Source organism: Enterobacter sp. DTU_2021_1002640_1_SI_PRY_ASU_LCPMC_013 (assembly GCF_032389435.1).
GTDB classification, from domain to species: Bacteria; Pseudomonadota; Gammaproteobacteria; order Enterobacterales; family Enterobacteriaceae; genus Enterobacter; species Enterobacter hormaechei_C.
Window position 1 is genome coordinate 779,395 of record NZ_CP135594.1, and the last position, 23,438, is coordinate 802,832.

17 protein-coding genes are annotated in these 23,438 nt (G+C 54.5%); 9 read left to right on the plus strand and 8 right to left on the minus strand.

The genetic code is table 11. The annotated features are described in order from the left end of the window. Nucleotides 1-34: 34 nt before the first annotated feature. Nucleotides 35-928: a carboxylating nicotinate-nucleotide diphosphorylase gene (gene nadC / locus RS584_RS03750; RefSeq protein ID WP_015572681.1), complete on the minus strand. Its 894-nt coding sequence runs from the start codon at nt 926-928 to the stop codon at nt 35-37. 87 nt (nt 929-1,015) lie between these two features. Between nadC and ampD the strand changes: the two genes are divergently transcribed. Both ampD and ampE read left to right on the plus strand, forming a co-directional pair. Next, the gene (ampD, locus tag RS584_RS03755; protein ID WP_017694507.1) at nt 1,016-1,579 is read left to right on the plus strand and encodes a 1,6-anhydro-N-acetylmuramyl-L-alanine amidase AmpD; all 564 of its coding nucleotides are present in this window, start codon (nt 1,016-1,018) and stop codon (nt 1,577-1,579) included. After that, nucleotides 1,576-2,430, plus strand: a complete 855-nt coding sequence (gene ampE / locus RS584_RS03760) for a beta-lactamase regulator AmpE (RefSeq protein WP_003856320.1) — start codon at nt 1,576-1,578, stop codon at nt 2,428-2,430. Before ampD ends, ampE begins: the two co-directional genes overlap by 4 nt. 18 nt (nt 2,431-2,448) lie before the next feature. Here the strand turns inward: ampE and RS584_RS03765 are convergent, their stop codons facing one another. The 3 genes from RS584_RS03765 to aroP all read right to left on the minus strand — a co-directional run bounded on the left by RS584_RS03765 (nt 2,449) and on the right by aroP (nt 6,342). Then, complete coding sequence (locus RS584_RS03765) at nt 2,449-3,399, minus strand: family 43 glycosylhydrolase (protein WP_315748958.1); 951 nt, start codon at nt 3,397-3,399, stop codon at nt 2,449-2,451. A gap of 10 nt (nt 3,400-3,409) precedes the next feature. Further along, entirely contained in the window at nt 3,410-4,807 is a 1,398-nt protein-coding gene (locus tag RS584_RS03770; protein WP_315748959.1) for an MFS transporter, read from the minus strand. 164 nt (nt 4,808-4,971) lie between these two features. Beyond that, nucleotides 4,972-6,342 carry an aromatic amino acid transporter AroP gene (gene aroP / locus RS584_RS03775; RefSeq protein WP_315748961.1) on the minus strand — a complete coding sequence of 457 codons (1,371 nt, stop codon included), beginning with the start codon at nt 6,340-6,342 and terminating at the stop codon, nt 4,972-4,974. A gap of 537 nt (nt 6,343-6,879) precedes the next feature. On the opposite strand from aroP, the gene pdhR reads away from it, so the two are divergent. The 5 genes from pdhR (at nt 6,880) to RS584_RS03800 (ending at nt 15,620) form a co-directional block, all read left to right on the plus strand. After that, the gene (gene pdhR, locus RS584_RS03780; protein WP_006173806.1) at nt 6,880-7,644 is read left to right on the plus strand and encodes a pyruvate dehydrogenase complex transcriptional repressor PdhR; all 765 of its coding nucleotides are present in this window, start codon (nt 6,880-6,882) and stop codon (nt 7,642-7,644) included. A gap of 123 nt (nt 7,645-7,767) precedes the next feature. Next, a complete protein-coding gene (gene aceE / locus RS584_RS03785; protein WP_003856315.1) occupies nt 7,768-10,431 on the plus strand; it encodes a pyruvate dehydrogenase (acetyl-transferring), homodimeric type in 2,664 nt (887 codons plus the stop codon). A gap of 14 nt (nt 10,432-10,445) precedes the next feature. Then, entirely contained in the window at nt 10,446-12,344 is a 1,899-nt protein-coding gene (aceF, locus tag RS584_RS03790; RefSeq protein ID WP_015572687.1) for a pyruvate dehydrogenase complex dihydrolipoyllysine-residue acetyltransferase, read from the plus strand. 175 nt (nt 12,345-12,519) lie between these two features. Continuing rightward, nucleotides 12,520-13,944: a dihydrolipoyl dehydrogenase gene (gene lpdA, locus RS584_RS03795; RefSeq protein ID WP_003856313.1), complete on the plus strand. Its 1,425-nt coding sequence runs from the start codon at nt 12,520-12,522 to the stop codon at nt 13,942-13,944. A 278-nt stretch (nt 13,945-14,222) separates the two neighbouring features. Then, a complete protein-coding gene (locus RS584_RS03800; RefSeq protein WP_232949619.1) occupies nt 14,223-15,620 on the plus strand; it encodes an RCC1 domain-containing protein in 1,398 nt (465 codons plus the stop codon). Between the two features lie 207 nt (nt 15,621-15,827). Here the strand turns inward: RS584_RS03800 and RS584_RS03805 are convergent, their stop codons facing one another. Both RS584_RS03805 and RS584_RS03810 read right to left on the minus strand, forming a co-directional pair. Further along, complete coding sequence (locus RS584_RS03805) at nt 15,828-16,619, minus strand: DUF2950 family protein (RefSeq protein ID WP_315748962.1); 792 nt, start codon at nt 16,617-16,619, stop codon at nt 15,828-15,830. A 10-nt stretch (nt 16,620-16,629) separates the two neighbouring features. After that, on the minus strand, nt 16,630-18,084 hold the full coding sequence (locus RS584_RS03810; protein WP_315748963.1) for a DUF3300 domain-containing protein: 1,455 nt from the start codon (nt 18,082-18,084) through the stop codon (nt 16,630-16,632). A 449-nt stretch (nt 18,085-18,533) separates the two neighbouring features. Between RS584_RS03810 and acnB the strand changes: the two genes are divergently transcribed. Then, complete coding sequence (acnB, locus tag RS584_RS03815) at nt 18,534-21,131, plus strand: bifunctional aconitate hydratase 2/2-methylisocitrate dehydratase (protein ID WP_063624012.1); 2,598 nt, start codon at nt 18,534-18,536, stop codon at nt 21,129-21,131. Nucleotides 21,132-21,342: 211 nt separating this feature from the next. Next, complete coding sequence (gene yacL, locus RS584_RS03820) at nt 21,343-21,705, plus strand: protein YacL (RefSeq protein WP_017694501.1); 363 nt, start codon at nt 21,343-21,345, stop codon at nt 21,703-21,705. Nucleotides 21,706-21,736: 31 nt separating this feature from the next. Here yacL and speD read toward each other — a convergent pair whose 3' ends face one another. Beyond that, on the minus strand, nt 21,737-22,531 hold the full coding sequence (gene speD / locus RS584_RS03825) for an adenosylmethionine decarboxylase (RefSeq protein WP_017383765.1): 795 nt from the start codon (nt 22,529-22,531) through the stop codon (nt 21,737-21,739). Continuing rightward, a complete protein-coding gene (speE, locus tag RS584_RS03830; RefSeq protein ID WP_193547996.1) occupies nt 22,532-23,401 on the minus strand; it encodes a polyamine aminopropyltransferase in 870 nt (289 codons plus the stop codon). Nucleotides 23,402-23,438: the final 37 nt, after the last annotated feature.

Sequence of the window (23,438 nt, forward strand, 5' to 3'; positions counted from 1 at the left end):
ATTTCCCCTCTCCGCCCGGAGAGGGGAGGATAATTTATTTGAAGCGCATCGAGAGGTCGAGGGCGCGGACGTGCTTGGTCAGGGCGCCAACGGAGATGTAATCGACGCCGGTTTCAGCAAATTCGCGGATGGTGTCGAACGTCACGTTGCCGGACACTTCAAGCTGCGCCTGGCCGTTTGTGCGTTTGACCGCTTCACGCATCTGCTCCGTGTCGAAGTTATCGAGCATGATGATGTCAGCCCCCGCTTTAATGGCCTCGTCCAGCTCCTCCAGCGTTTCCACTTCCACTTCGACCGGCACATCCGGATGCAGCCAGAAGGCTTTTTCCACGGCCTGACGCACCGAGCCAGAGGCAATAATGTGGTTCTCTTTGATCAGGAAGGCATCCGATAGCCCCAGACGATGGTTGGCGCCGCCACCGCAGAGTACCGCGTATTTCAGCGCGGTGCGCAGGCCCGGCAGGGTTTTACGGGTATCCAGCAGCTGCGTGCGGGTGCCTGCCAGCAGGTCAACGTAGCGGCGTACTTCACTGGCAACGCCAGAGAGCGTTTGCACAAAATTGAGCGCGGTGCGTTCACCGGTCAGCAAGACGCGGGACGGGCCGTCCAGCTCGAACAGTGGCTGATTCGCCGTGACCGCATCACCGTCTTCAACGTGCCATGTTACCTGCACCTCGTCGCCTGCCAGCTGGGTAAAGACCTCTTCAACCCAGCGTTTGCCGCAGAAAACCCCCGCTTCGCGGGTGATGATCACCGCATGCGAGCGTGTCTCTTTTGGCAACAATTGGGCGGTAATATCGTTATCGGCGCTGACGTCGCCGCCGAGATCTTCTTTCAGGGCATGGGCAACGCTTGCCGGGATATCACTATTAATACGTTCCAGAAGCGCGTCACGTCGGTGGTCGGGGTTATAGCGGCGAGGCGGCATGATAAAACTCCAAATTGGTAACGAATCATAATATTGAAACATGCTACTCTGAACCGAGTAACAGCACCATAGATAAGGAGTTCCAGCATGTTGTTAGAAAACGGATGGCTGGTGGACGCGCGGCATGTACCGTCGCCGCACCACGACTGCCGCCCGGAGGATGAAAAGCCCACACTGCTGGTGGTTCACAATATTAGTCTCCCGCCGGGTGAGTTTGGCGGTCCGTGGATCGATGCGTTATTCACTGGAACGATAGATCCCGATGCCCACCCCTTCTTTGCTGAGATTGCGCATCTGCGCGTATCGGCGCACTGTCTGATCCGTCGTGATGGCGAAGTGGTTCAGTATGTTCCTTTTGATAAGCGAGCCTGGCATGCCGGCGTGTCGATGTATCAGGGGCGCGAGCGGTGCAATGATTTCTCTATTGGAATTGAACTGGAAGGAACGGACACCACGCCTTACACCGATGCGCAATATGAGAAACTGGTTGCTGTAACGCAAACGTTAATCGGACGCTATCCCGCCATTGCAGACAATATTACAGGGCACAGCGACATCGCCCCCGAAAGAAAAACCGACCCCGGCCCGGCGTTTGACTGGTCCCGGTTTCACGCCATGCTTACCACGTCGTCAGATAAGGAGATAACATGACGTTGTTTACCATGCTGCTGGTTATGATCGCTGAACGCCTGTTTAAGCTCGGCGAGCACTGGCATCTGGATCACCGGCTGGAGGTGTTATTCCGCCGCATCAGACATTTTTCCATGCTGCGCACGCTGCTGATGGCGGCAGGCGTGATGGCGATTACGTTCCTGTTGCTGCGCTCGCTTTACGGCCTCTTTTTCAACGTGCCGCTGCTGGTGGTGTGGATCCTGCTCGGCGTGCTGTGTATTGGCGCGGGCAAGGTGCGTTTGCACTATCACGCGTATCTGAAAGCCGCTTCCCGGGATGATGCCCACGCGCGCGGCGCGATGGCGAGCGAGCTGACGATGATCCACGGCGTACCGCCGGATTGCGATGAACGCGAGTTTCTGCGGGAGCTGCAAAACGCGCTGCTGTGGATCAACTTCCGTTACTACCTGGCGCCGCTGTTCTGGTTCGTGGTGGGCGGACCCTGGGGGCCGGTTCTGCTGATGGGTTATGCGTTCCTGCGCGCCTGGCAGACCTGGCTTGCCCGCTATCTTACGCCGCATGAACGTCTACAGTCCGGCATTGATGCCATCCTGCACGTGCTCGACTGGCTTCCGGTGCGTCTGGTAGGCGTGGTCTATGCCCTCATCGGTCACGGTGAAAAGGCGCTGCCCGCGTGGTTTGTCTCCCTTGCAGACCGCCATACCTCGCAGTATCAGGTTTTAACCCGACTGGCACAGTTCTCGCTGGCGCGTGAGCCGCACACGGATAAAGTCGCAACGCCAAAAGCTGCCGTCTCGATGGCGAAGAAAACATCCTTTGTGGTGGTGGTGATTGTGGCGCTGCTAACGATTTACGGCACGCTGGTCTGAGCCAGCGCGCCGAAGCCGTTACGGCGTATCCGCGGGCGGGATGCCGAAGTCAGGCATCCCGTTTTCGTTCCAGCGGACGAGTTTCAGGCGAGTATGGCGATTGGGATCGTAAAGCGGATCGCCTTCAATTTCAGTGTAGTTTCGCGCGTGGTAGACCAGCACATCTTCGCCTTCCGGCGTCTGCGTAAAGCTGTTATGGCCAGGCCCATACTGACGGTTTTCGTAGCTGGTGACGAACACCGGGCGCGGGGATTTATGCCAGTTAGCCGGGTTTTGCGGATCGGCATTCAGGTCTGCCCACAGTAACCCCATGCAGTAGTTCTCGTCGGTGGCGCTGGCGGAATAGCTGATAAACAGCTTATCGCCATGGAACAGCACCGCCGGGCCTTCGTTGACCCAGAACCCACGGCACTCCCAGTCATATTCCGGTTTACTGAGCATCACCGGCTCGCCTTTCAGCGTCCACGGATTTTCCATTTCACACAGGTAAAGATTGGAGTTACCGGAAATGTCCGGGGCTTTTTGCGCCCACAGATACCAGCGTTTACCCTGATGAACAAAGGTGGTGGCATCCAGCGCGAAGGTGTCAAACGGGGTTTTGATTTGTCCTTTTTCCACCCACGTACCGTTGAGCGGATCGCCGTCTGCGCATTCAATGGCGAACATGCGATGCTGGAACATCCCGAGCTGATCAAGCGCCTGGGTATGCGTGGCGGCAAAATAGATGTACCACCTGCCGTCGATATGATGCAGTTCCGGCGCCCAGATCAGCTGGCTCATCGGGCCGGTGTCGGGCTTGCGCCAGACAACCACCTCTTCGGCATCGCGTAAACCTTCCAGCGAGTCCGCGCGGCGGATCGCCAGCCGATCGTACTCCGGTACGGAGGCGATAAAGTAATATTGCCCATCGTGACGCAGGATATACGGGTCGGCGCGTTGTTCAATAAACGGGTTTGGCCAGGTTTGCATTCGGCTTTCCTTATTTAGTCTCAGCGGCTTTGAGTTCCTGATAATCGTTCAGCTCGCGATAGTTGGTGCGACGCTTTTCCAGATCGGACTGGATCTGCTTCATGGTCTCACGGTCCACTTTCAGCAGACGTACTACGCCCGCGGTAATTAAGTATCCAATGCCGGGAATGACGGTAAACAGCAGCACGATCCCGTTGATGGCATCCGCGCTCTGCGCTTTTGCGCCCGCGTCGTAGCCGTACCAGGAGAGCAGGAAGCCGACCATTGCCCCGGCAATCGCCAGACCCAGCTTCAGGAAGAAGATGTTGCCGGAGAAGCTGATCCCGGTGATGCGTTTCCCGGTTTTCCATTCACCGTAGTCGTCCACGTCGGCCATCAGCGACCAGTGCAGCGGTGACGGGATCTGGTGCAGAATGTTCAGCAGGAAGTAGAGCACGACAATGGTTGTCGTCGCTTTCGGGTCGAAGAAGTAAAAGGCGGTTGAGAAAATCGCCAGCACGATGTTGGTCCAGAAGAAGACCTTCAGCTTACACCAGCGGTCGGTCAGCACTTTCGCCAGCATACTGCCGAACATCATGCCGACCACGCCCAGGCTGATAAACAGCGTGGCGAAATGGGTGCTTTGCCCCATGACCCAGGTGACGTAATACATGGTGGCCGCCATGCGGATAAAGCCAGGGCAGACGTTGCACAGGGTTAACAGCAGGATCCGCACCCACTGGTCATTCTTCCACACGTCTTTCAGGTCGTTTTTCAGTTCGTCATGGGTTTGCACCGCCGGACGCACGCGCTCCCGCACGGTGGCGAAGCAGAACAGGAACATGCAGGTTCCAATCAGCGCCAGCACGGTCATCGCCATCTGGTAGCCTTTGGCTTTGTTATCCCCACCGAACCAGTCGGCCATCGGCAGGAGCGTTAGCGACAGCAGCAGCGTGGCGATACCAACCATAACAAAACGGTAGGACTGGCAGGCAACGCGCTCTTTCGGGTCGTTGGTGATCACGCCGCCGAGCGAGCAGTACGGAATGTTGATGGCGGTATAGGTCAGCGACAGCAGGAAGTAGGTGACAAAGGCATAGATAACTTTGCTGTTATAGCTCCAGTCAGGCGTGGTAAACATCAGGATGCTGAACAGCGCGTAGGGGAAGGCAATCCACAGCAGCCATGGACGAAACCGGCCATATTTGCTGCGGGTACGGTCGGCAATCGCGCCCATAATTGGGTCCGTGACGGCATCAATGACGCGTACGGACAGGAGTAAAACGCCAACCAGTGCAGGAGCCAGACCAAAAATATCCGTATAAAAGTAGTTAACAAATAACATGATGGCGCCAAAGATAATGTTGCATCCGGCGTCACCCATGCCATAGCCGATCTTTTCTTTTACTGACAGTTTGTTGTTATTCATCGACAGCTCTCCGGGTTTCGGTATGGAGAGAATTATTCGCTGGCAAACGAATATATGCGTTGCAATATAAAGGCGGTGATATGGAGGATTTTGCTGTGGGCGCGAATTTGTGAGGAAGGTAACAAGACGCTGTACCCGCAACCGCGAGTACAGCGAGAAAACACTTAGTGCGCTTTCACCGTTTTGGCATTTTTCTGTTTCACCATATAACCCACGCCGAGGATCGCAATCCAGACCGGGATCAGGTAGACGGAAATCGCCATGCCTGGGGTGATGAGCATGATGACCAGCACAGCTGCCATGAACAGCAGGCAAACCCAGTTCCCCAGCGGATAGAGCAGGGCAGGGAAGCGCGTGGTTACGCCCTGCTGGTGCTTGGCGCGGCGGAACTTGATGTGCGCGAGGCTAATCATCGCCCAGTTAATCACCAGCGCGGAAACCACCAGCGCCATCAGCAGACCGAAGGCAGATTCCGGTGCCAGGTAGTTAATCAGAACGCACAGCGCCGTCACGACCGCCGACACGATGATGGTATTAACCGGTACGCCACGCTTATCAACGGTAAGCAGCGCTTTCGGTGCGTTGCCCTGTTGCGCCAGGCCGAACAGCATACGGCTGTTGCAGTAAACGCAGCTGTTATAAACGGAGAGCGCGGCGGTCAGCACCACGATGTTGAGCGCGTTCGCCACGAAGGTGTCGCCCAGCTCGTGGAAGATGAGCACAAACGGGCTGGTATCCGCCGTCACGCGCGTCCATGGCAGCAGGGAGAGCAGGACCGCCAGGGAGCCCACATAGAAGATCAGAATACGGTAGATAACCTGGTTAGTGGCTTTCGGGATGCTCTGCTCCGGGTTGTCGGCTTCCGCGGCGGTGATGCCCACCAGCTCCAGACCGCCGAAGGAGAACATAATGATCGCCATCATCATCACCAGACCGGTCATGCCGTGCGGCAGGAACCCGCCTTGCTCCCAAAGGTTGCGCACGGTGGCCTGCGGACCGCCGTTGCCGCTGAACAGCAGCCAGCCGCCGAAGATGATCATCGCTACAACGGCAATCACTTTGATGATGGCAAACCAGAACTCCATCTCACCAAACACTTTTACGTTGGTCAGGTTAATGGCATTGATAATGACGAAGAAGGCCGCCGCAGACGCCCAGGTGGGGATCTCCGGGTACCAGAACTGAATGTATTTCCCAACGGCGGTCAGCTCGGCCATGGCAACCAGAACGTACAGAACCCAGTAGTTCCACCCCGAGGCGAAGCCCGCGAAGCTGCCCCAGTATTTATAGGCGAAGTGGCTGAATGAGCCTGCGACAGGCTCCTCAACAACCATTTCACCTAACTGGCGCATAATCAGAAAGGCAATAAAACCCGCAATCGCGTACCCCAGAATAATGCCCGGACCGGCCGACTGGATAACCGATGCACTGCCCAGAAACAGGCCAGTACCGATAGCACCGCCCAGGGCGATGAGCTGTATATGGCGGTTTTTAAGGCCGCGCTTTAGCTGATCGCCATGCTGTTGAGCTTCCATTTGAAACCTCGTGTGTGGTTGTTATGTTCACGCTGTGCGTGTGTAATTATGAAAGTCCATATTCTGTATTTATTTCTTTACGGTTAACGATACCGAAAAAAGCGGAGATGGCTTCCGTTAGCGCAAGAATAGTGGTAAGCGCCAGCGAATGCACCTGCTTTATGAAGGGATGAAGACGACTTGAATAAAAAGAAACCAATTGTAAATCGGTACGTTAACCCTTCATACCCCAACCTATAGAATAGAAATGCGTCAGAAGAGGGCGAATTTTCATTTTTTGCCTTGTTGAATCGCTTCAGATTGCAAAAACCCTCGTTTCATTATGGTTAAAGCTGCCTCTTTGGTAGTAACCATTTCATTTGTGCAAAGTTACATTCCTGAAACGTTAGTTCTGTAAGGTTGTTAAAATGTGCCGGGTTTACTGATTTCAATCAAAACCAATATGGACAGAAGGTGAATACTTTGTTACTTTAGCGATACGAACATGAAATTGGTAAGACCAATTGACTCCGGGCAAAAAGGCGTAAGACAGGGAATATGGCCTACAGCAAAATTCGCCAACCAAAACTTTCCGATGTGATTGAGCAGCAGCTGGAGTTTTTGATTCTCGAAGGGACACTGCGCCCGGGCGAGAAGCTCCCGCCAGAACGCGAGCTGGCAAAACAGTTCGACGTTTCACGCCCCTCTCTGCGTGAGGCGATTCAACGTCTCGAAGCAAAGGGCCTGTTGCTCCGTCGCCAGGGTGGCGGAACCTTTGTGCAAAATAGCCTGTGGCAGAGCTTCAGCGACCCGCTGGTAGAACTTCTCTCTGACCACCCAGAATCCCAGTTTGATCTGCTTGAGACCCGTCACGCGCTGGAAGGTATCGCGGCTTATTACGCCGCCCTTCGCAGCACTGATGAAGACCGCGTACGTATTCGCGAGCTGCATCAGGCCATTGAACGGGCACAGCAGTCCGGCGATTTAGACGCCGAGTCCAGTGCCGTCGTCCAGTATCAAATTGCCGTCACCGAAGCGGCGCACAACGTGGTGCTCCTCCATCTGCTACGCTGCATGGAGCCGATGCTGGCCCAGAACGTTCGTCAGAATTTTGAATTGTTGTATGCCCGTCGGGAGATGCTCCCGCTGGTAAGCAACCATCGCACCCGAGTATTCGAGGCGATAATGGCCGGGGAACCGGAGCAGGCGCGCGAAGCGTCGCACCGCCATCTGGCTTTCATTGAGGAAATCTTGCTGGACCGCAGCCGTGAACAATCGCGTCGCGAACGTTCATTACGCCGCATACAGCAACGAAAGGATTAAGCGCCAGGTACTTTTAGAGCGCGGCAACTAAACGCAGAACCTGTCTTATTGTGTTTTCTGGCGAAAATACAATGGGACAGGTTCCAGACAAATCAACGTATTAGATAGATAAGGAATACCCCCATGTCAGAACGTCTCCAAAATGACGTGGATCCGATCGAAACTCGCGACTGGCTACAGGCGATCGAATCGGTCATCCGTGAAGAAGGTGTTGAGCGCGCTCAGTATCTGATTGATCAGCTGCTTTCAGAAGCACGCAAAGGCGGCGTGAAAGTGGCTTCAGGTGCAGGGGCTAGCAACTACGTAAACACGATTGCCGTCGAAGACGAACCGGAATACCCGGGCAATCTGGATCTGGAACGCCGTATCCGTTCTGCTATCCGCTGGAACGCCATCATGACCGTTCTGCGCGCATCCAAGAAGGACCTGGAACTGGGTGGCCACATGGCGTCCTTCCAGTCTTCTGCGACCATTTACGAAGTGTGCTTCAACCACTTCTTCCGTGCAGCTAACGAGAAAGATGGCGGCGATCTGGTGTACTTCCAGGGCCACATCTCTCCGGGCATCTATGCACGTGCCTTCCTGGAAGGTCGTCTGACTGAAGAGCAGATGAACAACTTCCGTCAGGAAGTTCACGGTAAGGGTCTGTCTTCTTACCCGCACCCTAAACTGATGCCTGAGTTCTGGCAGTTCCCGACCGTATCTATGGGTCTGGGTCCAATCGGTGCGATCTATCAGGCTAAATTCCTGAAGTACCTGGAACACCGTGGTCTGAAAGACACCTCTGAGCAGACCGTTTACGCCTTCCTGGGCGACGGTGAAATGGATGAGCCAGAATCTAAAGGCGCGATCACCATCGCGACCCGTGAGAAGCTGGACAACCTGTGCTTCATCATCAACTGTAACCTGCAACGTCTGGATGGTCCGGTAACCGGTAACGGCAAGATCATCAACGAACTGGAAGGCATCTTCGCAGGTGCTGGCTGGAACGTGATCAAAGTGATGTGGGGCGGTCGTTGGGATGAGCTGCTGCGCAAAGACACCAGCGGTAAACTGATCCAGCTGATGAACGAAACCGTTGACGGCGACTACCAGACCTTCAAATCCAAAGACGGTGCCTACGTTCGTGAGCACTTCTTCGGCAAATATCCTGAAACCGCAGCCCTGGTTGCAGACTGGACTGACGAGCAGATCTGGGCGCTGAACCGCGGTGGTCACGATCCGAAGAAAGTTTACGCTGCACTGAAAAAAGCGCGTGAAACCAAAGGTAAAGCGACTGTGATCCTGGCCCACACCATTAAAGGTTACGGCATGGGTGATACCGCAGAAGGTAAAAACATCGCTCACCAGGTTAAGAAAATGAACATGGACGGCGTGCGTTATATCCGCGATCGTTTCAACGTTCCAGTGACCGATGAGCAGGTAGAAAAACTGTCTTACATCACCTTCCCGGAAGGTTCTGAAGAGCACAAGTACCTGCACGAACGTCGTCAGGCGCTGAAAGGCTACCTGCCTGCTCGTCAGCCTAACTTCACCGAGAAGCTGGAACTGCCAGCGCTGGAAGATTTCTCTCAGCTGCTGGAAGAGCAGAACAAAGAGATCTCTACCACTATCGCTTTCGTTCGTGCCCTGAACGTGATGCTGAAGAACAAGTCGATCAAAGATCGTCTGGTTCCAATTATCGCCGACGAAGCGCGTACTTTCGGTATGGAAGGTCTGTTCCGTCAGATCGGTATCTACAGCCCGAACGGTCAGCAGTACACCCCGCAGGATCGTGAGCAGGTTGCATACTACAAAGAAGACGAGAAAGGTCAGATCCTTCAGGAAGGTATCAACGAACTGGGTGCAGGCGCATCCTGGCTGGCTGCTGCGACTTCTTACAGCACCAACAACCTGCCGATGATCCCGTTCTACATCTACTACTCCATGTTCGGGTTCCAGCGTATCGGTGACCTGTGCTGGCAGGCAGGCGACCAGCAGGCTCGCGGCTTCCTGATCGGTGGTACTTCTGGTCGTACGACCCTGAACGGTGAAGGTCTACAGCACGAAGATGGTCACAGCCACATTCAGTCTCTGACTATCCCTAACTGTATCTCTTACGACCCGTCTTACGCGTACGAAGTGGCAGTCATCATGCATGACGGCTTGCAGCGCATGTACGGTGAAGCGCAAGAGAATATTTACTACTACATCACCACCCTGAACGAAAACTACCACATGCCGGCAATGCCAGCAGGTGCCGAGGAAGGTATCCGTAAAGGTATCTACAAACTCGAAACCATCGAAGGTAGCAAAGGTAAAGTTCAGCTGCTGGGCTCCGGTTCTATCCTGCGTCACGTTCGTGAAGCAGCGCAGATCCTGGCGAAAGACTACGGTGTGGGTTCCGATGTGTACTCTGTTACCTCCTTCACTGAACTGGCGCGTGATGGCCAGGATTGTGAGCGCTGGAACATGCTGCACCCAATGGAAACCCCACGCGTTCCGTACATCGCTCAGGTGATGAACGACGCGCCAGCGGTGGCGTCTACTGACTATATGAAACTGTTCGCTGAGCAGGTTCGTACTTACGTTCCAGCTGATGATTATCGCGTACTGGGTACTGACGGCTTCGGTCGTTCTGACAGCCGCGAAAACCTGCGTCACCACTTCGAAGTTGATGCTTCCTACGTGGTAGTAGCAGCACTGGGCGAACTGGCTAAACGTGGCGAAATCGATAAGAAAGTGGTTGCAGACGCAATTACCAAATTCAACATCGATGCAGATAAAGTTAACCCGCGTCTGGCGTAAGAGGTAAAAGAATAATGGCTATCGAAATCAATGTACCGGACATCGGGGCTGATGAAGTTGAAATCACCGAGATCCTGGTCAAAGTGGGCGACAAAGTTGAAGCTGAACAGTCGCTGATCACCGTAGAAGGCGACAAAGCTTCTATGGAAGTCCCGTCTCCTCAGGCTGGCATCGTTAAAGAGATCAAAGTCTCTGTTGGCGATAAAACCGAGACCGGTAAACTGATCATGATTTTCGATTCCGCCGACGGTGCAGCAGCTGCTGCACCTGCGCAGGAAGAGAAGAAAGAAGCCGCTCCTGCTGCTGCTCCAGCAGCGGCCGCGGCAGCGAAAGAAGTGAACGTGCCTGACATCGGCGGTGACGAAGTTGAAGTCACTGAAATCCTGGTGAAAGTGGGCGATACCGTTGCGGCCGAGCAGTCACTGATCACCGTAGAAGGCGACAAAGCCTCTATGGAAGTGCCGGCACCGTTCGCGGGTACCGTTAAAGAGATCAAGATCAACACCGGCGACAAAGTGTCTACGGGTTCCCTGATCATGATTTTCGAAGTGGCGGGCGCTGAAGGCGCTGCGGCTCCAGCGAAAGCGGAAGCTGCTCCGGCTCCGGCTGCTGCACCAGCGGCTGCTGGCGGCGTGAAAGACGTTAACGTACCGGACATCGGCGGTGACGAAGTTGAAGTGACCGAAGTGATGGTAAAAGTGGGCGACAAAGTTGCCGCTGAACAGTCACTGATCACCGTTGAAGGCGACAAAGCTTCTATGGAAGTGCCTGCGCCGTTCGCCGGTACCGTTAAAGAGATCAAAATCAACACCGGCGACAAAGTATCTACCGGCTCTCTGATCATGGTCTTCGAAGTGGAAGGCGCAGCACCTGCCGCCGCTCCAGCTGCCGCGGCTGCTCCGGCACCGGCTGCTGCACCGGCTCAGGCTGCTAAACCGGCTGCTGCCCCTGCTGCTAAAGCAGAAAAATCTGAGTTCGCTGAAAACGACGCTTACGTCCACGCGACTCCGCTGATTCGTCGCCTGGCGCGCGAATTCGGTGTGAACCTGGCGAAAGTGAAGGGCACTGGCCGTAAAGGCCGTATCCTGCGCGAAGACGTTCAGGCTTACGTGAAAGATGCGGTGAAACGCGCCGAAGCTGCACCTGCTGCTGCTGCCGGTGGCGGTATCCCGGGCATGCTGCCATGGCCGAAAGTGGACTTCAGCAAGTTCGGTGAAATCGAAGAAGTGGAACTGGGCCGTATCCAGAAAATCTCGGGTGCTAACCTGAGCCGTAACTGGGTAATGATCCCGCACGTTACCCACTTCGATAAGACCGATATCACCGATCTGGAAGCGTTCCGTAAACAGCAGAACGCCGAAGCTGAGAAGCGTAAGCTGGACGTGAAGTTCACTCCAGTGGTCTTCATCATGAAAGCGGTTGCCGCTGCCCTTGAGCAGATGCCTCGCTTCAACAGCTCCCTGTCCGAAGACGGCCAGAAGCTGACGCTGAAGAAGTACATCAACATCGGTGTTGCGGTTGATACGCCAAATGGTCTGGTTGTTCCGGTCTTCAAAGACGTGAACAAGAAGAGCGTCACTGAGCTGTCCCGTGAACTGACCACCATCTCCAAAAAAGCGCGTGATGGTAAGCTGACTGCCGGCGAAATGCAGGGCGGCTGCTTCACTATCTCCAGCATCGGCGGCCTGGGTACCACCCACTTCGCGCCGATTGTGAACGCGCCGGAAGTGGCTATCCTCGGTGTGTCCAAGTCCGCGATGGAGCCGGTGTGGAATGGCAAAGAGTTCGTGCCGCGTCTGATGATGCCAATCTCTCTGTCCTTCGACCACCGCGTGATCGACGGGGCTGATGGTGCGCGTTTCATCACCATCATCAACAACATGCTGAGCGACATTCGCCGCCTGGTGATGTAATCGAAAAGCCGGCCAGTCGGCCGGCTTTTTTCTGATAATCTCATGGGGTTTTTGAGGTTATTGGTGAAAGCGATAATTCGTGAGCCGTTTGTTGTTTCAAAATTGTTAACAATTTTGTAAAATACGGGCGGATAGAACGACCCGGTGGACGACGGGTATACATTAAGAGGTCATGATGAGCACAGAAATCAAAACTCAGGTCGTAGTACTTGGGGCAGGCCCGGCAGGTTACTCCGCAGCATTTCGCGCCGCGGATTTAGGTCTGGAAACCGTCATCGTAGAACGTTACAGCACCCTCGGCGGTGTTTGTCTGAACGTCGGCTGTATCCCTTCTAAAGCGCTGCTGCACGTAGCGAAAGTTATCGAAGAAGCCAAAGCGCTGGCTGAACACGGTATCGTCTTCGGCGAGCCGAAAACCGACATCGACAAAATTCGTACCTGGAAAGAGAAAGTTATCACTCAGCTGACCGGCGGTCTGGCGGGTATGGCCAAAGGCCGTAAGGTGAAAGTGGTAAACGGTCTGGGTAAATTCACCGGTGCGAACACCCTGGAAGTGGAAGGCGAAAACGGCAAAACCGTGATTAACTTCGACAACGCGATCATCGCGGCAGGCTCTCGCCCAATCGAACTGCCATTCATTCCACATGAAGATCCACGCGTGTGGGATTCCACCGATGCGCTGGAGCTGAAAACCGTTCCTAAGCGCCTGCTGGTTATGGGCGGCGGTATCATCGGTCTGGAAATGGGTACCGTGTACCATGCGCTGGGTTCAGAGATCGACGTGGTTGAAATGTTCGACCAGGTTATCCCCGCTGCCGACAAAGACATCGTTAAAGTCTTCACCAAACGCATCAGCAAGAAATTCAACCTGATGCTGGAAACCAAAGTGACTGCCGTTGAAGCGAAAGAAGACGGTATTTACGTTTCCATGGAAGGCAAAAAAGCCCCATCCGAACCACAGCGTTACGACGCCGTGCTGGTGGCTATCGGCCGTGTGCCGAACGGTAAAAACCTCGACGCGGGCAAAGCTGGCGTGGAAGTGGACGACCGTGGCTTCATCCGCGTTGACAAACAGCTGCGCACCAACGTGCCGCACATCTTTGCTATCGGCGATATCGTCGGTCAGCCAATGCTGGCGCACAAAGGTGTTCACGAAGGTCACGTTGCCGCTGAAGTTATCGCCGGCATGAAGCACTACTTCGATCCGAAAGTGATCCCATCTATCGCCTACACCGAGCCAGAAGTTGCATGGGTCGGTCTGACTGAGAAAGAAGCGAAAGAGAAAGGCATCAGCTATGAAACCGCCACCTTCCCGTGGGCTGCTTCTGGCCGTGCTATCGCGTCCGACTGCGCAGACGGTATGACCAAACTGATCTTCGACAAAGAGACTCACCGTGTAATCGGTGGTGCGATTGTCGGTACCAACGGCGGCGAGCTGCTGGGTGAAATCGGTCTGGCTATCGAAATGGGCTGTGACGCGGAAGACATCGCGCTGACCATCCACGCTCACCCGACTCTGCACGAGTCCGTGGGCCTGGCGGCAGAAGTGTTTGAAGGTAGCATTACGGACCTGCCAAACGCGAAAGCGAAGAAGAAATAAGTTGCTTTGTGCCTGATAAGCGCCTCTTCGGAGGCGTTTTTTTTGGTTTAAAGTCCATATCTTAGTGTTAATTATCAATTTAAATGCAGAATAGATAAAATATTTGTACATGGTTAATTGAATTTATTCGCGAATCAAATGATTCATTTAATTTTTAATGGGTTTGTATAAGCCGCTGTGTTTATGTTTTTTTTAGGAGTGGCTTGGTTAATTTGACTTAAAATAGAAAGATAATATAACTATCGCTGGGATTACTCTATTAAAAGGAACCAGTTATTATGAATAGTTATGAATCGACCTCTGGTATTCGTGATTTAAAAGTCATGGGGGCCAGAACACAATTAGGGGGTGCTTGGGCGAGTGCGACGCATAAGCTTGTAGCCCTTGATAAAGAGACCCTACAGCCCGTCAGCGTTGACTGGTGGTATGAAGATGAATCCGCACCGCGCTTTACTGGACCTGTTTTCACCGATACCCGCCCAAATGTACGCTTGCTGGCAAATTCTGATGTTTATCGGCTGGGTGATGTTATTAATATCAGTAACTTTGGGGGTTCGAGTTCCGCGTTTGCTGTCATAAAAGATGATGGTACCGTAGAAGCGTGGGGGAAGCCAAAACATGGTGGAACCTCACCAACCAGCGAGCGTAACTATAATGTCAGGGCTATTTATGGCGGCCAGTACGCTTCTGCGGCTGTTAATACCAATGGCCAGGTATTTACCTGGTCTGTGGATGATGATAACCCTCTGCCTGATAATGTTGTTGCACTGGATGATATTTTAGATATTAAAGTTGCTGGTGGTAACGACGGTAATGACATCTATCTTGCGTTGCGAGCTAACAACCAAGTCGTACAGTGGAAAGTTGGGGCTTCTCAAAATGACTTTCCTGCTGATATTGCTGCGCGCAGTGATTTCATAGCCATCCAATCCACGGAAACTGCCTTTGCGGGAATTCTACAAAATGGTCATGTGCTAGCTTGGGGAAGTGCAGCATACGGTGGCGCGCTACCGACACATCTGAAAGAAGTAAATGATGTTGTCGCACTTTACAGTAATAGCGGTGCATTTGTGGCACTCAGGGCCTCAGGCAGTGTGATTGCATGGGGAAGCGCCAGTTGTGGCGCTATGATTCCGGATCATATTGCTTGCCTCAAGGATATTGTTTCCGTACACAGCACCAATTCAACTTTTATTGCTTTAAGACAAAATGGCAGTGTGGTTTTTTGGGGGCAGAATTACTATTTGACCGAAATGCCACCGGAAATTGCCGGTCTGACAAATATTATCGATGTTCAGGCCGCTGTTAATGGCAGCTATGCTTTTTTAACTTCGGAGGGGAAAGTGTACTGCTGGGGACATGTCTCGATTTTCGATATACAAATGCCTGAGGATCTTACGGATGTGGTATCTCTGACAGGGGGTACTTACAATTCTTTTGCAGCGCTTCGCCGTGACGGTACCGTAGTGGCATGGGGATTGGGGTATGAAGGTGGCGACACCTCACCTGTCGCACATGAACTTTATAATATTCGTGCCATCTATTCCTGCGATTACCATTTTTGTGCCCTGCGTGACGATAATCATCTCTTCGAATGGTATGCGGAGGACGGAACGGATATAACAAAGATGCCAGCAGATTTGCAGGGGAATGTAACCTATAGCTTTGTTAAATGATCGTGCTGCCAACCCCGAAAGCGAAACAGAAATAAGTTTCTCTCTTGAGTGGTCTCCATTGCGAACAATGTTGATCTGAATTAGAAGAAGCGAAACCTATACTGGAAGCTCAGTTGGTGAATATTTTGTAAAAACATAGCCGGGTGACGCTGCGCTTACCCGGCCTACAAAAATCGTAGACCGGGCAGGCGAGGTGCCACCGGACGTTTACGGTGCCACGGGCTGCCAGGATGTATCAGGTTTATACACGGTCAATGCCTGGACTTTTCTGGCGGTTTCACTGCCGAGGTCTGCCTGATAAACTTTGTCATCCTGGTTAACAACAAAGCTCATTACCCCCGTCTGACCATAGCTCACGGGCCAGGCAACCATCGCAAAGCCATTTTTATCCGGCAGAATGCGGAACCGATAGCCGTGATAGCCCATACCCGACTCCGGCGGGCTGAAGGCGGGACCCAGCGGGCTTGGCGCTTCGCCCGGCGAGATGGGCCAGTACAGGCCGTCTTTTAGCCCTGGCGTGCTGACAATCTTCTGCGCATAGCGGTGGTTCATGGCGTAGTAGCTCTGCTGTGCGTCGACGTAGGCGTGCAGCGCTTCGATAGCCGCGAGTTCGTTGCGGCCGATTTCGCGGGTCAGGATCTCATCAGCCGCTTTCTGCATATCAAATTGCCAGCCCACTTTTTTCTTCACTACCGGTATGGGGAGTTGCCAGCCGTTATCGCCAACTGACAGATGGGCAATATCGCCGCTGATTTCGGTACGATGGTTAATCTTCCAGTCACGCAGGAATCGAGCTACCGCCTCCGGATCAACCCCTTCAGGTGGCAGATAGTCGCGCCAGTTATCCCCCAGCAGGTCGGCCATCGCGCTCTCATTCTGCTCGCTGATGGCCTTCGTCAGGGCATTGGCCGCCTGCTCAGGCGTGGAGAAAGATTGCTGGGCGCAGGCGAAGGTGGATACCATCAACAACAGCATTCCACCGATCGGTTTCATGTTCATAGCGGCTTCCTTAACGACGGTGGAATTCACGGTGTTCGGTATGATGTTCGGACAGCTGCTGGCGGCTTTGCAGCCCGCGCTGGTGCTGGGCCTGCCAGTTGGCCGAGCGGCTGTCGTTGCCGCTCAGGGCGTTTGCCCGCAGCGGCTGATGCTGAACCTGCGTCGGGCGTCTGGTTTGCGCAAGAGTATTATTCATCTGTTGTGCGTGTGGCCGCGCGCTGTCGTAGCCGCGATAGTTGCTGCGCTGAGAGAGCTGCTTCAGCTGCTGCGCGGACGCTGAATGTTGCGGGAAATGCGCGTCGCCATGCTGTAGCTGTGTGAGGGTTTTGCCCGTCGACTGCTGTACCTGCGCCATCGCGGCCTGCCGCTGGCTATCGCGGTTGACCGGCTGCTGCCGGGTAGCGCTCAGCCCGCCCGGCACTGAAGTCTGATGATAGCGGCTGGCAAGCTGGCTATTGGCGTAGGGCACGCCGTTGCGGTAGGTCGGATTATGCTGCCAGACCTGATGATTATCGGTACGGTGCTCGCCGGTGATCTTATTGAAGCTATTAACATTAATATTAATGTTATCGCCGTTATGCGAATAACCGCCGTGGTGATCGTCATCATGATCGTGATGATGTTCGTCGTCATCGTCCCAGTCTATGTTACTGAACAGCGCATAGGTAGTGGCTACGCCGAGGCTATAGCCAAAGCCTCTGACAAAACTATTGGTAAACTGCTGGCCGGGAGACGGGGGCAGATACACAGGCGGATAGCTGGCGTTTGGCCACGTGCCGTAAACGGTGGAAGGGTTGTAGGTAGGGACATAAACCACCTGTGGATCGGCTGGCTCAATTTTAATCACCGTCGGACTAGCCGACGTTGACGTCGCGGCTGTACTGGTGGAGGCTGGCGCAGATTTTTTCACGGTGGTGACGGTCTGCTGCGGGGTGGATTGCAACGTGCCTGTCTGCTGCGCGAGCAGGCGCAGACGCTGCACGGAATCCATCACATCCTTTGGCTGGGCCAGAAAGGCGTCGCCGAGGCTCTGTACCCACGACGGGTTTTCTCCCATCAACGACATTAACTGCGGAAAGGCGACCAGCGATTTCACGCTGGCATCCCATGGCTGCCCGCTGACCGCCTGAATGGCGGTATCGCCCTGAATTTTAGGGTTGTCCTTTGACCACTGGGCGGCCTGAATCACGCTCGCCGGATAGGTTGAGGCCATCAGAATTTGCGACAGCAGCGCGTCGGGATAGAGCGCAATGGGCGCTGTCCACTGATCGATCTGCGCGGCGGTATAGGCCGGAGTCGCCACCGGGGCAGGTTGTGCTGTCGGGGCGGGGAGCTGCGGGGCTACCGGCGCAAGTGCGGGAGCGGGTTCCGTTGCGCGGCTTTTAACGAACATGACGCCCGAGGCGGCAAACAGCCCCGCACTGCAAAGCAGAACAAGAAGATGTGGTTTAAAAGGCAACTTCATAGATTGACTCCAACGAGACGAGTGCAGTGCCGTGAGGCGTTGCTGTTGCCGCGAGTATCATTCACCCGTGTTTTACAGTTTTAACTTTTGTTGGGAAAACCTCCGAAGCATCCGGATAAAGAGTGTGAGTATTTATTACACAATTATATCGGACGGCTGAGCAGGCGACGGACATTCAGAAGGCCGCTCTTGCGAGCGGCCAGCAGCTAGCTGCTGGGGTGGCGACAAACTTACGGAACTGCTTTCGGGCCCGGTGACGGGGTGCTATACCATGCTTAACGATTCAGCAAATTTTTTAATGTTGCTTTTTTGTAAACAGATTAACACTGTGCAGAAATCCTGCTATGCTGCCCGACGCGGTATCGGGCATTTACCCTACAAACTGCTGTCTCACAGGAGCGTGAAGAGAACGCCCGCCGCATATGACAATGAGAGCGAGGAGAACCGTCGTGCTAGAAGAATACCGTAAGCACGTAGCAGAACGTGCCGCCGAGGGAATTGTACCCAAACCGTTAGATGCAACCCAAATGGCCGCGCTCGTCGAGCTGCTGAAGAACCCGCCTGAGGGCGAAGAAGAATTCCTGTTAGATCTGCTGATCAACCGTGTACCGCCTGGCGTAGATGAAGCTGCCTACGTAAAAGCCGGATTCCTTGCCGCCGTTGCCAAAGGCGAAGCCACCTCCCCACTGGTTACTCCTGAAAAAGCGATTGAACTGCTCGGCACCATGCAGGGCGGCTATAACATTCATCCGCTGATTGACGCGCTGGATAACGACAAGCTGGCGCCGATTGCTGCCAAAGCGCTCTCTTCGACGCTGCTGATGTTCGATAACTTCTACGATGTGGAAGAAAAAGCCAAAGCAGGCAACGTTTACGCGAAGCAGGTGATGCAGTCATGGGCCGATGCCGAATGGTTCCTGAACCGCCCTCAGCTTGCTGAAAAAATTACCGTTACCGTCTTTAAAGTGACCGGTGAAACCAACACCGATGACCTTTCTCCGGCGCCGGATGCATGGTCTCGCCCGGATATCCCACTGCACGCCCTGGCGATGCTGAAAAACGCCCGTGAAGGCATTGAGCCGGATCAGCCTGGCGTGGTTGGCCCGATCAAACAGATCGAAGCCCTGCAACAAAAAGGTTTCCCGCTGGCTTACGTCGGTGATGTGGTCGGTACCGGTTCTTCCCGTAAATCCGCCACCAACTCCGTGCTGTGGTTCATGGGCGACGACATTCCGCACGTGCCGAACAAGCGCGGCGGCGGCCTGTGCCTCGGCGGCAAAATTGCGCCAATCTTCTTCAACACCATGGAAGATGCGGGCGCGCTGCCAATTGAAGTGGACGTGAGCAACCTGAACATGGGCGACGTGATTGACGTTTACCCGTATAAAGGCGAAGTGCGTAATCACGAAACCAACGAGCTGCTGGCAAGCTTCGAGCTGAAAACCGACGTGCTGATCGACGAAGTGCGTGCCGGTGGCCGTATTCCGCTGATCATCGGCCGTGGCCTGACCACCAAAGCGCGTGAAGCGCTGGGTCTGCCGCACTCAGACGTTTTCCGTCAGGCGAAAGACGTGGCGGAAAGCGATCGCGGCTTCTCGCTGGCACAGAAAATGGTGGGTCGCGCCTGCGGCGTCGCTGGTATCCGTCCTGGCGCGTACTGCGAACCGAAAATGACCTCCGTGGGGTCTCAGGACACCACTGGCCCAATGACCCGTGATGAACTGAAAGACCTGGCGTGCCTGGGCTTCTCTTCCGATCTGGTGATGCAATCCTTCTGCCACACCGCGGCGTATCCGAAGCCGGTTGACGTAACCACGCACCACACGCTGCCAGACTTCATTATGAACCGTGGCGGTGTCTCCCTGCGTCCGGGCGACGGCGTTATCCACTCCTGGCTGAACCGCATGCTGCTGCCGGATACCGTCGGTACCGGCGGTGACTCCCATACCCGATTCCCAATCGGGATCTCCTTCCCGGCGGGTTCCGGTCTGGTGGCGTTTGCCGCAGCGACCGGCGTGATGCCGCTGGATATGCCGGAATCGGTGCTGGTGCGCTTCAAAGGTAAAATGCAGCCGGGCATTACCCTGCGCGATCTGGTGCACGCGATCCCGCTGTATGCCATCAAACAGGGTCTGCTGACCGTTGAGAAGAAAGGCAAGAAAAACATCTTCTCTGGCCGCATTCTGGAAATTGAAGGTCTGCCGGATCTGAAAGTGGAGCAGGCGTTCGAGCTGACCGATGCCTCTGCCGAGCGTTCTGCGGCGGGCTGTACCATCAAGCTGAACAAAGAGCCGATTATTGAGTATCTGACCTCCAACATCGTGCTGCTGAAGTGGATGATAGCGGAAGGCTACGGCGACCGTCGTACGCTGGAGCGTCGTATTCAGGGCATGGAAAAATGGCTGGCGGATCCGCAGCTGCTGGAAGCCGATGCTGACGCAGAGTACGCGGCGGTGATTGAGATCGATCTGGCGGATATCAAAGAGCCAATCCTGTGTGCGCCTAACGATCCGGACGATGCGCGTCTGCTCTCTGACGTACAGGGCGATAAGATCGACGAAGTGTTCATCGGCTCCTGTATGACCAACATCGGCCACTTCCGTGCTGCCGGTAAGCTGCTGGATACCCACAAAGGCCAGCTGCCGACCCGTCTGTGGGTGGCGCCGCCAACCCGTATGGATGCGGCGCAGCTGACCGAAGAGGGTTACTACAGCGTGTTCGGTAAGAGCGGGGCGCGTATCGAAATCCCTGGCTGTTCCCTGTGTATGGGCAACCAGGCGCGCGTGGCCGACGGTGCGACGGTGGTTTCCACCTCAACCCGTAACTTCCCTAACCGTTTAGGAACCGGGGCGAACGTTTACCTGGCCTCTGCGGAGCTGGCGGCGGTTGCGGCGCTGATTGGCAAACTGCCAACGCCGGAAGAGTACCAGACCTTTGTGGCTCAGGTAGATAAGACGGCGGTGGATACTTATCGTTATCTGAACTTCGACCAGCTCTCTCAGTACACCGAGAAGGCTGACGGGGTGATCTTCCAGACCGCAGTATAAATGCTACCCTCTCCCGTGGGAGAGGGGCTGGGGGTGAGGGCGCCAGACCGCTCCGCACCTGACCCATTGCCCGGTGGCGCTACGTTTACCGGGCCTACAAAACCCATCGCAACGTCGGTGGGTTTTTATTTTCATTCCTCCCACCTCGCCCGCTTTTTTTCTTCCTCTCTGCTGCGATAATTACCCTAATGGCTTTGCAGAGGAAAACGCTATGGATTACGAATTTTTGCGCGACATCACCGGCGTGGTGAAAGTGCGAATGTCGATGGGGCACGAAGCCGTTGGACACTGGTTTAACGAAGAGGTGAAAGAGAACCTCGCGCTGCTGGATGAAGTCGAACAGGCGGCGGAAACGGTGAAAGGCAGTGAACGCTCCTGGCAACGCGCCGGGCACGAATACACGCTGTGGATGGATGGCGAAGAGGTGATGGTGCGCGCCAACCAGCTTGAGTTCTCGGGTGATGAGATGGAAGAGGGAATGAGCTACTACGACGAAGAGAGCCTGTCGCTGTGCGGCGTGGAAGACTTCCTGAGCGTGTTGAACGCCTACCGCGATTTTATGAAACAGAAGTAATTCCCCGAAGCATCCCTGCTCCGGGTCACGTTTACACGGTCGGAATGTTACGGCCGTAGTAAATTTCGCGCATCTCTTTCCAGAGCAGGTCGGTAATGACCTTACGCTCTTCTTCACTTAAATCTTCCGGCCTGGTGTGGAACATATAGTGCTTAAGATCGAACTCTTTAAGCATCATCTTGGTATGGAAGATATTCTCCTGATAGACGTTCACATCCATCATGTCGTACAGCGACTTCATGTCCTCGGACATGAAGTTCTGAATGGAGTTGATCTCATGATCAATGAAGTGCTTCATGCCGTTGATATCACGGGTAAAACCACGCACGCGATAATCAATAGTGACGATATCGGATTCCAGCTGGTGGATTAAATAATTCAACGCATTCAGCGGTGAAATCACGCCGCAGGTCGACACTTCAATATCCGCGCGGAAGGTACACAGCCCGCCTTCCGGGTGGCTTTCCGGGTAGGTGTGCACGCAGATGTGGCTTTTATCCAGGTGGGCGACTACCACTTCCGGCAGCGGGCCGGGGTGCTCGGTTTTGTCGATAAGCTTCGGGTCAACCGGCTCTTCACTCACCAGAATGGTGACGCTCGCACCCTGAGGCTCATAATCCTGGCGCGCGATATTCAGGATGTTCGCGCCGATAATCGAGCAGGTCTCTGTCAGGATCTCGGTCAGACGGTTGGCGTTGTAGAGTTCATCGATATAGGCGATGTAACCATCGCGCTCTTCTGCTGTTTTGGCGTAGCAGATATCGTAAATACAAAAACTCAGGCTTTTGGTCAGATTGTTAAAGCCATGCAGTTTAAGCTTTTTCAATTAGTTCACCTCCTTTGAGGACAGCGCGTCTTGCAGATATTGAGGCAACGCAAAGGCTGCGGTGTGGATCGCCGGGTTGTAGTATCGGCATTTGAGTCCGGCCTGGTGGAAGCGGGCCTGCACGATCTCGGTAGAGAGATGGCGCAGAACGTCGTTATCCGTCGCCCAGGCAAAGGTCATGATCCCGCCGTAGTAAGTGGGGATCGCCGCCTGGTAGAAGCTGACGTCAGCAAAATAGGTGCTCAGCTTACGGTGGCTATCAAGTGCTTCATCCTGTTGCAGGAAGCAAACACCGTTTTGCGCCACAAAAATTCCGCCAGGCTTCAGGCAGCGCTTGCAGCCTTCGTAAAACGACGAGGTAAACAGCGACGCGCCCGGACCGATAGGGTCGGTACAGTCAGAGATAATGACATCAAACGTTTGCGTAGTCTGGTTAACAAAATTGACGCCATCATCGATAACCAGATTAAACCGCGGATCGTCATAGCTGCCGGCATTATGGTTGGGCAGATACTGGCGGCAGAACGACACCACACCGGCGTCGATTTCCACCATGGTGATGGTTTCGACATTCTGATGGCGAGAGACTTCACGCAGCATCGCGCCGTCGCCGCCGCCGATAATCAGCACGTCCTTCGCGTGGCCGTGGGCCAGCAGCGGGACGTGGGTCATCATTTCGTGATAGATAAACTCGTCGCGCTCGGTGGTTTGCACCACGCCGTCCAGCGCCATCACGCGGCCAAAGGCGGCGTTTTCGAAGATTATCAAATCCTGATGATCGGTTTTCTCATGATAGAGCACGTTATCCACGGCAAAATACTGACCAAACTGGTCATGCAGCGTTTCTTGCCATACCGTTTTTTCGGTCATGGGGAGCACCTCCTTCGTTAACATCCATTACATCCGG

Excerpts from the sequence above, each read along its gene's own strand:
- nadC (WP_015572681.1), bottom strand. The coding sequence starts at position 928 with ATGCCGCCTCGCCGCTATAACCCCGACCACCGACGTGACGCGCTTCTG.
- ampD (WP_017694507.1), top strand. The coding sequence starts at position 1,016 with ATGTTGTTAGAAAACGGATGGCTGGTGGACGCGCGGCATGTACCGTCG.
- ampE (WP_003856320.1), top strand. The coding sequence starts at position 1,576 with ATGACGTTGTTTACCATGCTGCTGGTTATGATCGCTGAACGCCTGTTT.
- RS584_RS03765 (WP_315748958.1), bottom strand. The coding sequence starts at position 3,399 with ATGCAAACCTGGCCAAACCCGTTTATTGAACAACGCGCCGACCCGTAT.
- RS584_RS03770 (WP_315748959.1), bottom strand. The coding sequence starts at position 4,807 with ATGAATAACAACAAACTGTCAGTAAAAGAAAAGATCGGCTATGGCATG.
- aroP (WP_315748961.1), bottom strand. The coding sequence starts at position 6,342 with ATGGAAGCTCAACAGCATGGCGATCAGCTAAAGCGCGGCCTTAAAAAC.
- pdhR (WP_006173806.1), top strand. The coding sequence starts at position 6,880 with ATGGCCTACAGCAAAATTCGCCAACCAAAACTTTCCGATGTGATTGAG.
- aceE (WP_003856315.1), top strand. The coding sequence starts at position 7,768 with ATGTCAGAACGTCTCCAAAATGACGTGGATCCGATCGAAACTCGCGAC.
- aceF (WP_015572687.1), top strand. The coding sequence starts at position 10,446 with ATGGCTATCGAAATCAATGTACCGGACATCGGGGCTGATGAAGTTGAA.
- lpdA (WP_003856313.1), top strand. The coding sequence starts at position 12,520 with ATGAGCACAGAAATCAAAACTCAGGTCGTAGTACTTGGGGCAGGCCCG.
- RS584_RS03800 (WP_232949619.1), top strand. The coding sequence starts at position 14,223 with ATGAATAGTTATGAATCGACCTCTGGTATTCGTGATTTAAAAGTCATG.
- RS584_RS03805 (WP_315748962.1), bottom strand. The coding sequence starts at position 16,619 with ATGAACATGAAACCGATCGGTGGAATGCTGTTGTTGATGGTATCCACC.
- RS584_RS03810 (WP_315748963.1), bottom strand. The coding sequence starts at position 18,084 with ATGAAGTTGCCTTTTAAACCACATCTTCTTGTTCTGCTTTGCAGTGCG.
- yacL (WP_017694501.1), top strand. The coding sequence starts at position 21,343 with ATGGATTACGAATTTTTGCGCGACATCACCGGCGTGGTGAAAGTGCGA.
- speE (WP_193547996.1), bottom strand. The coding sequence starts at position 23,401 with ATGACCGAAAAAACGGTATGGCAAGAAACGCTGCATGACCAGTTTGGT.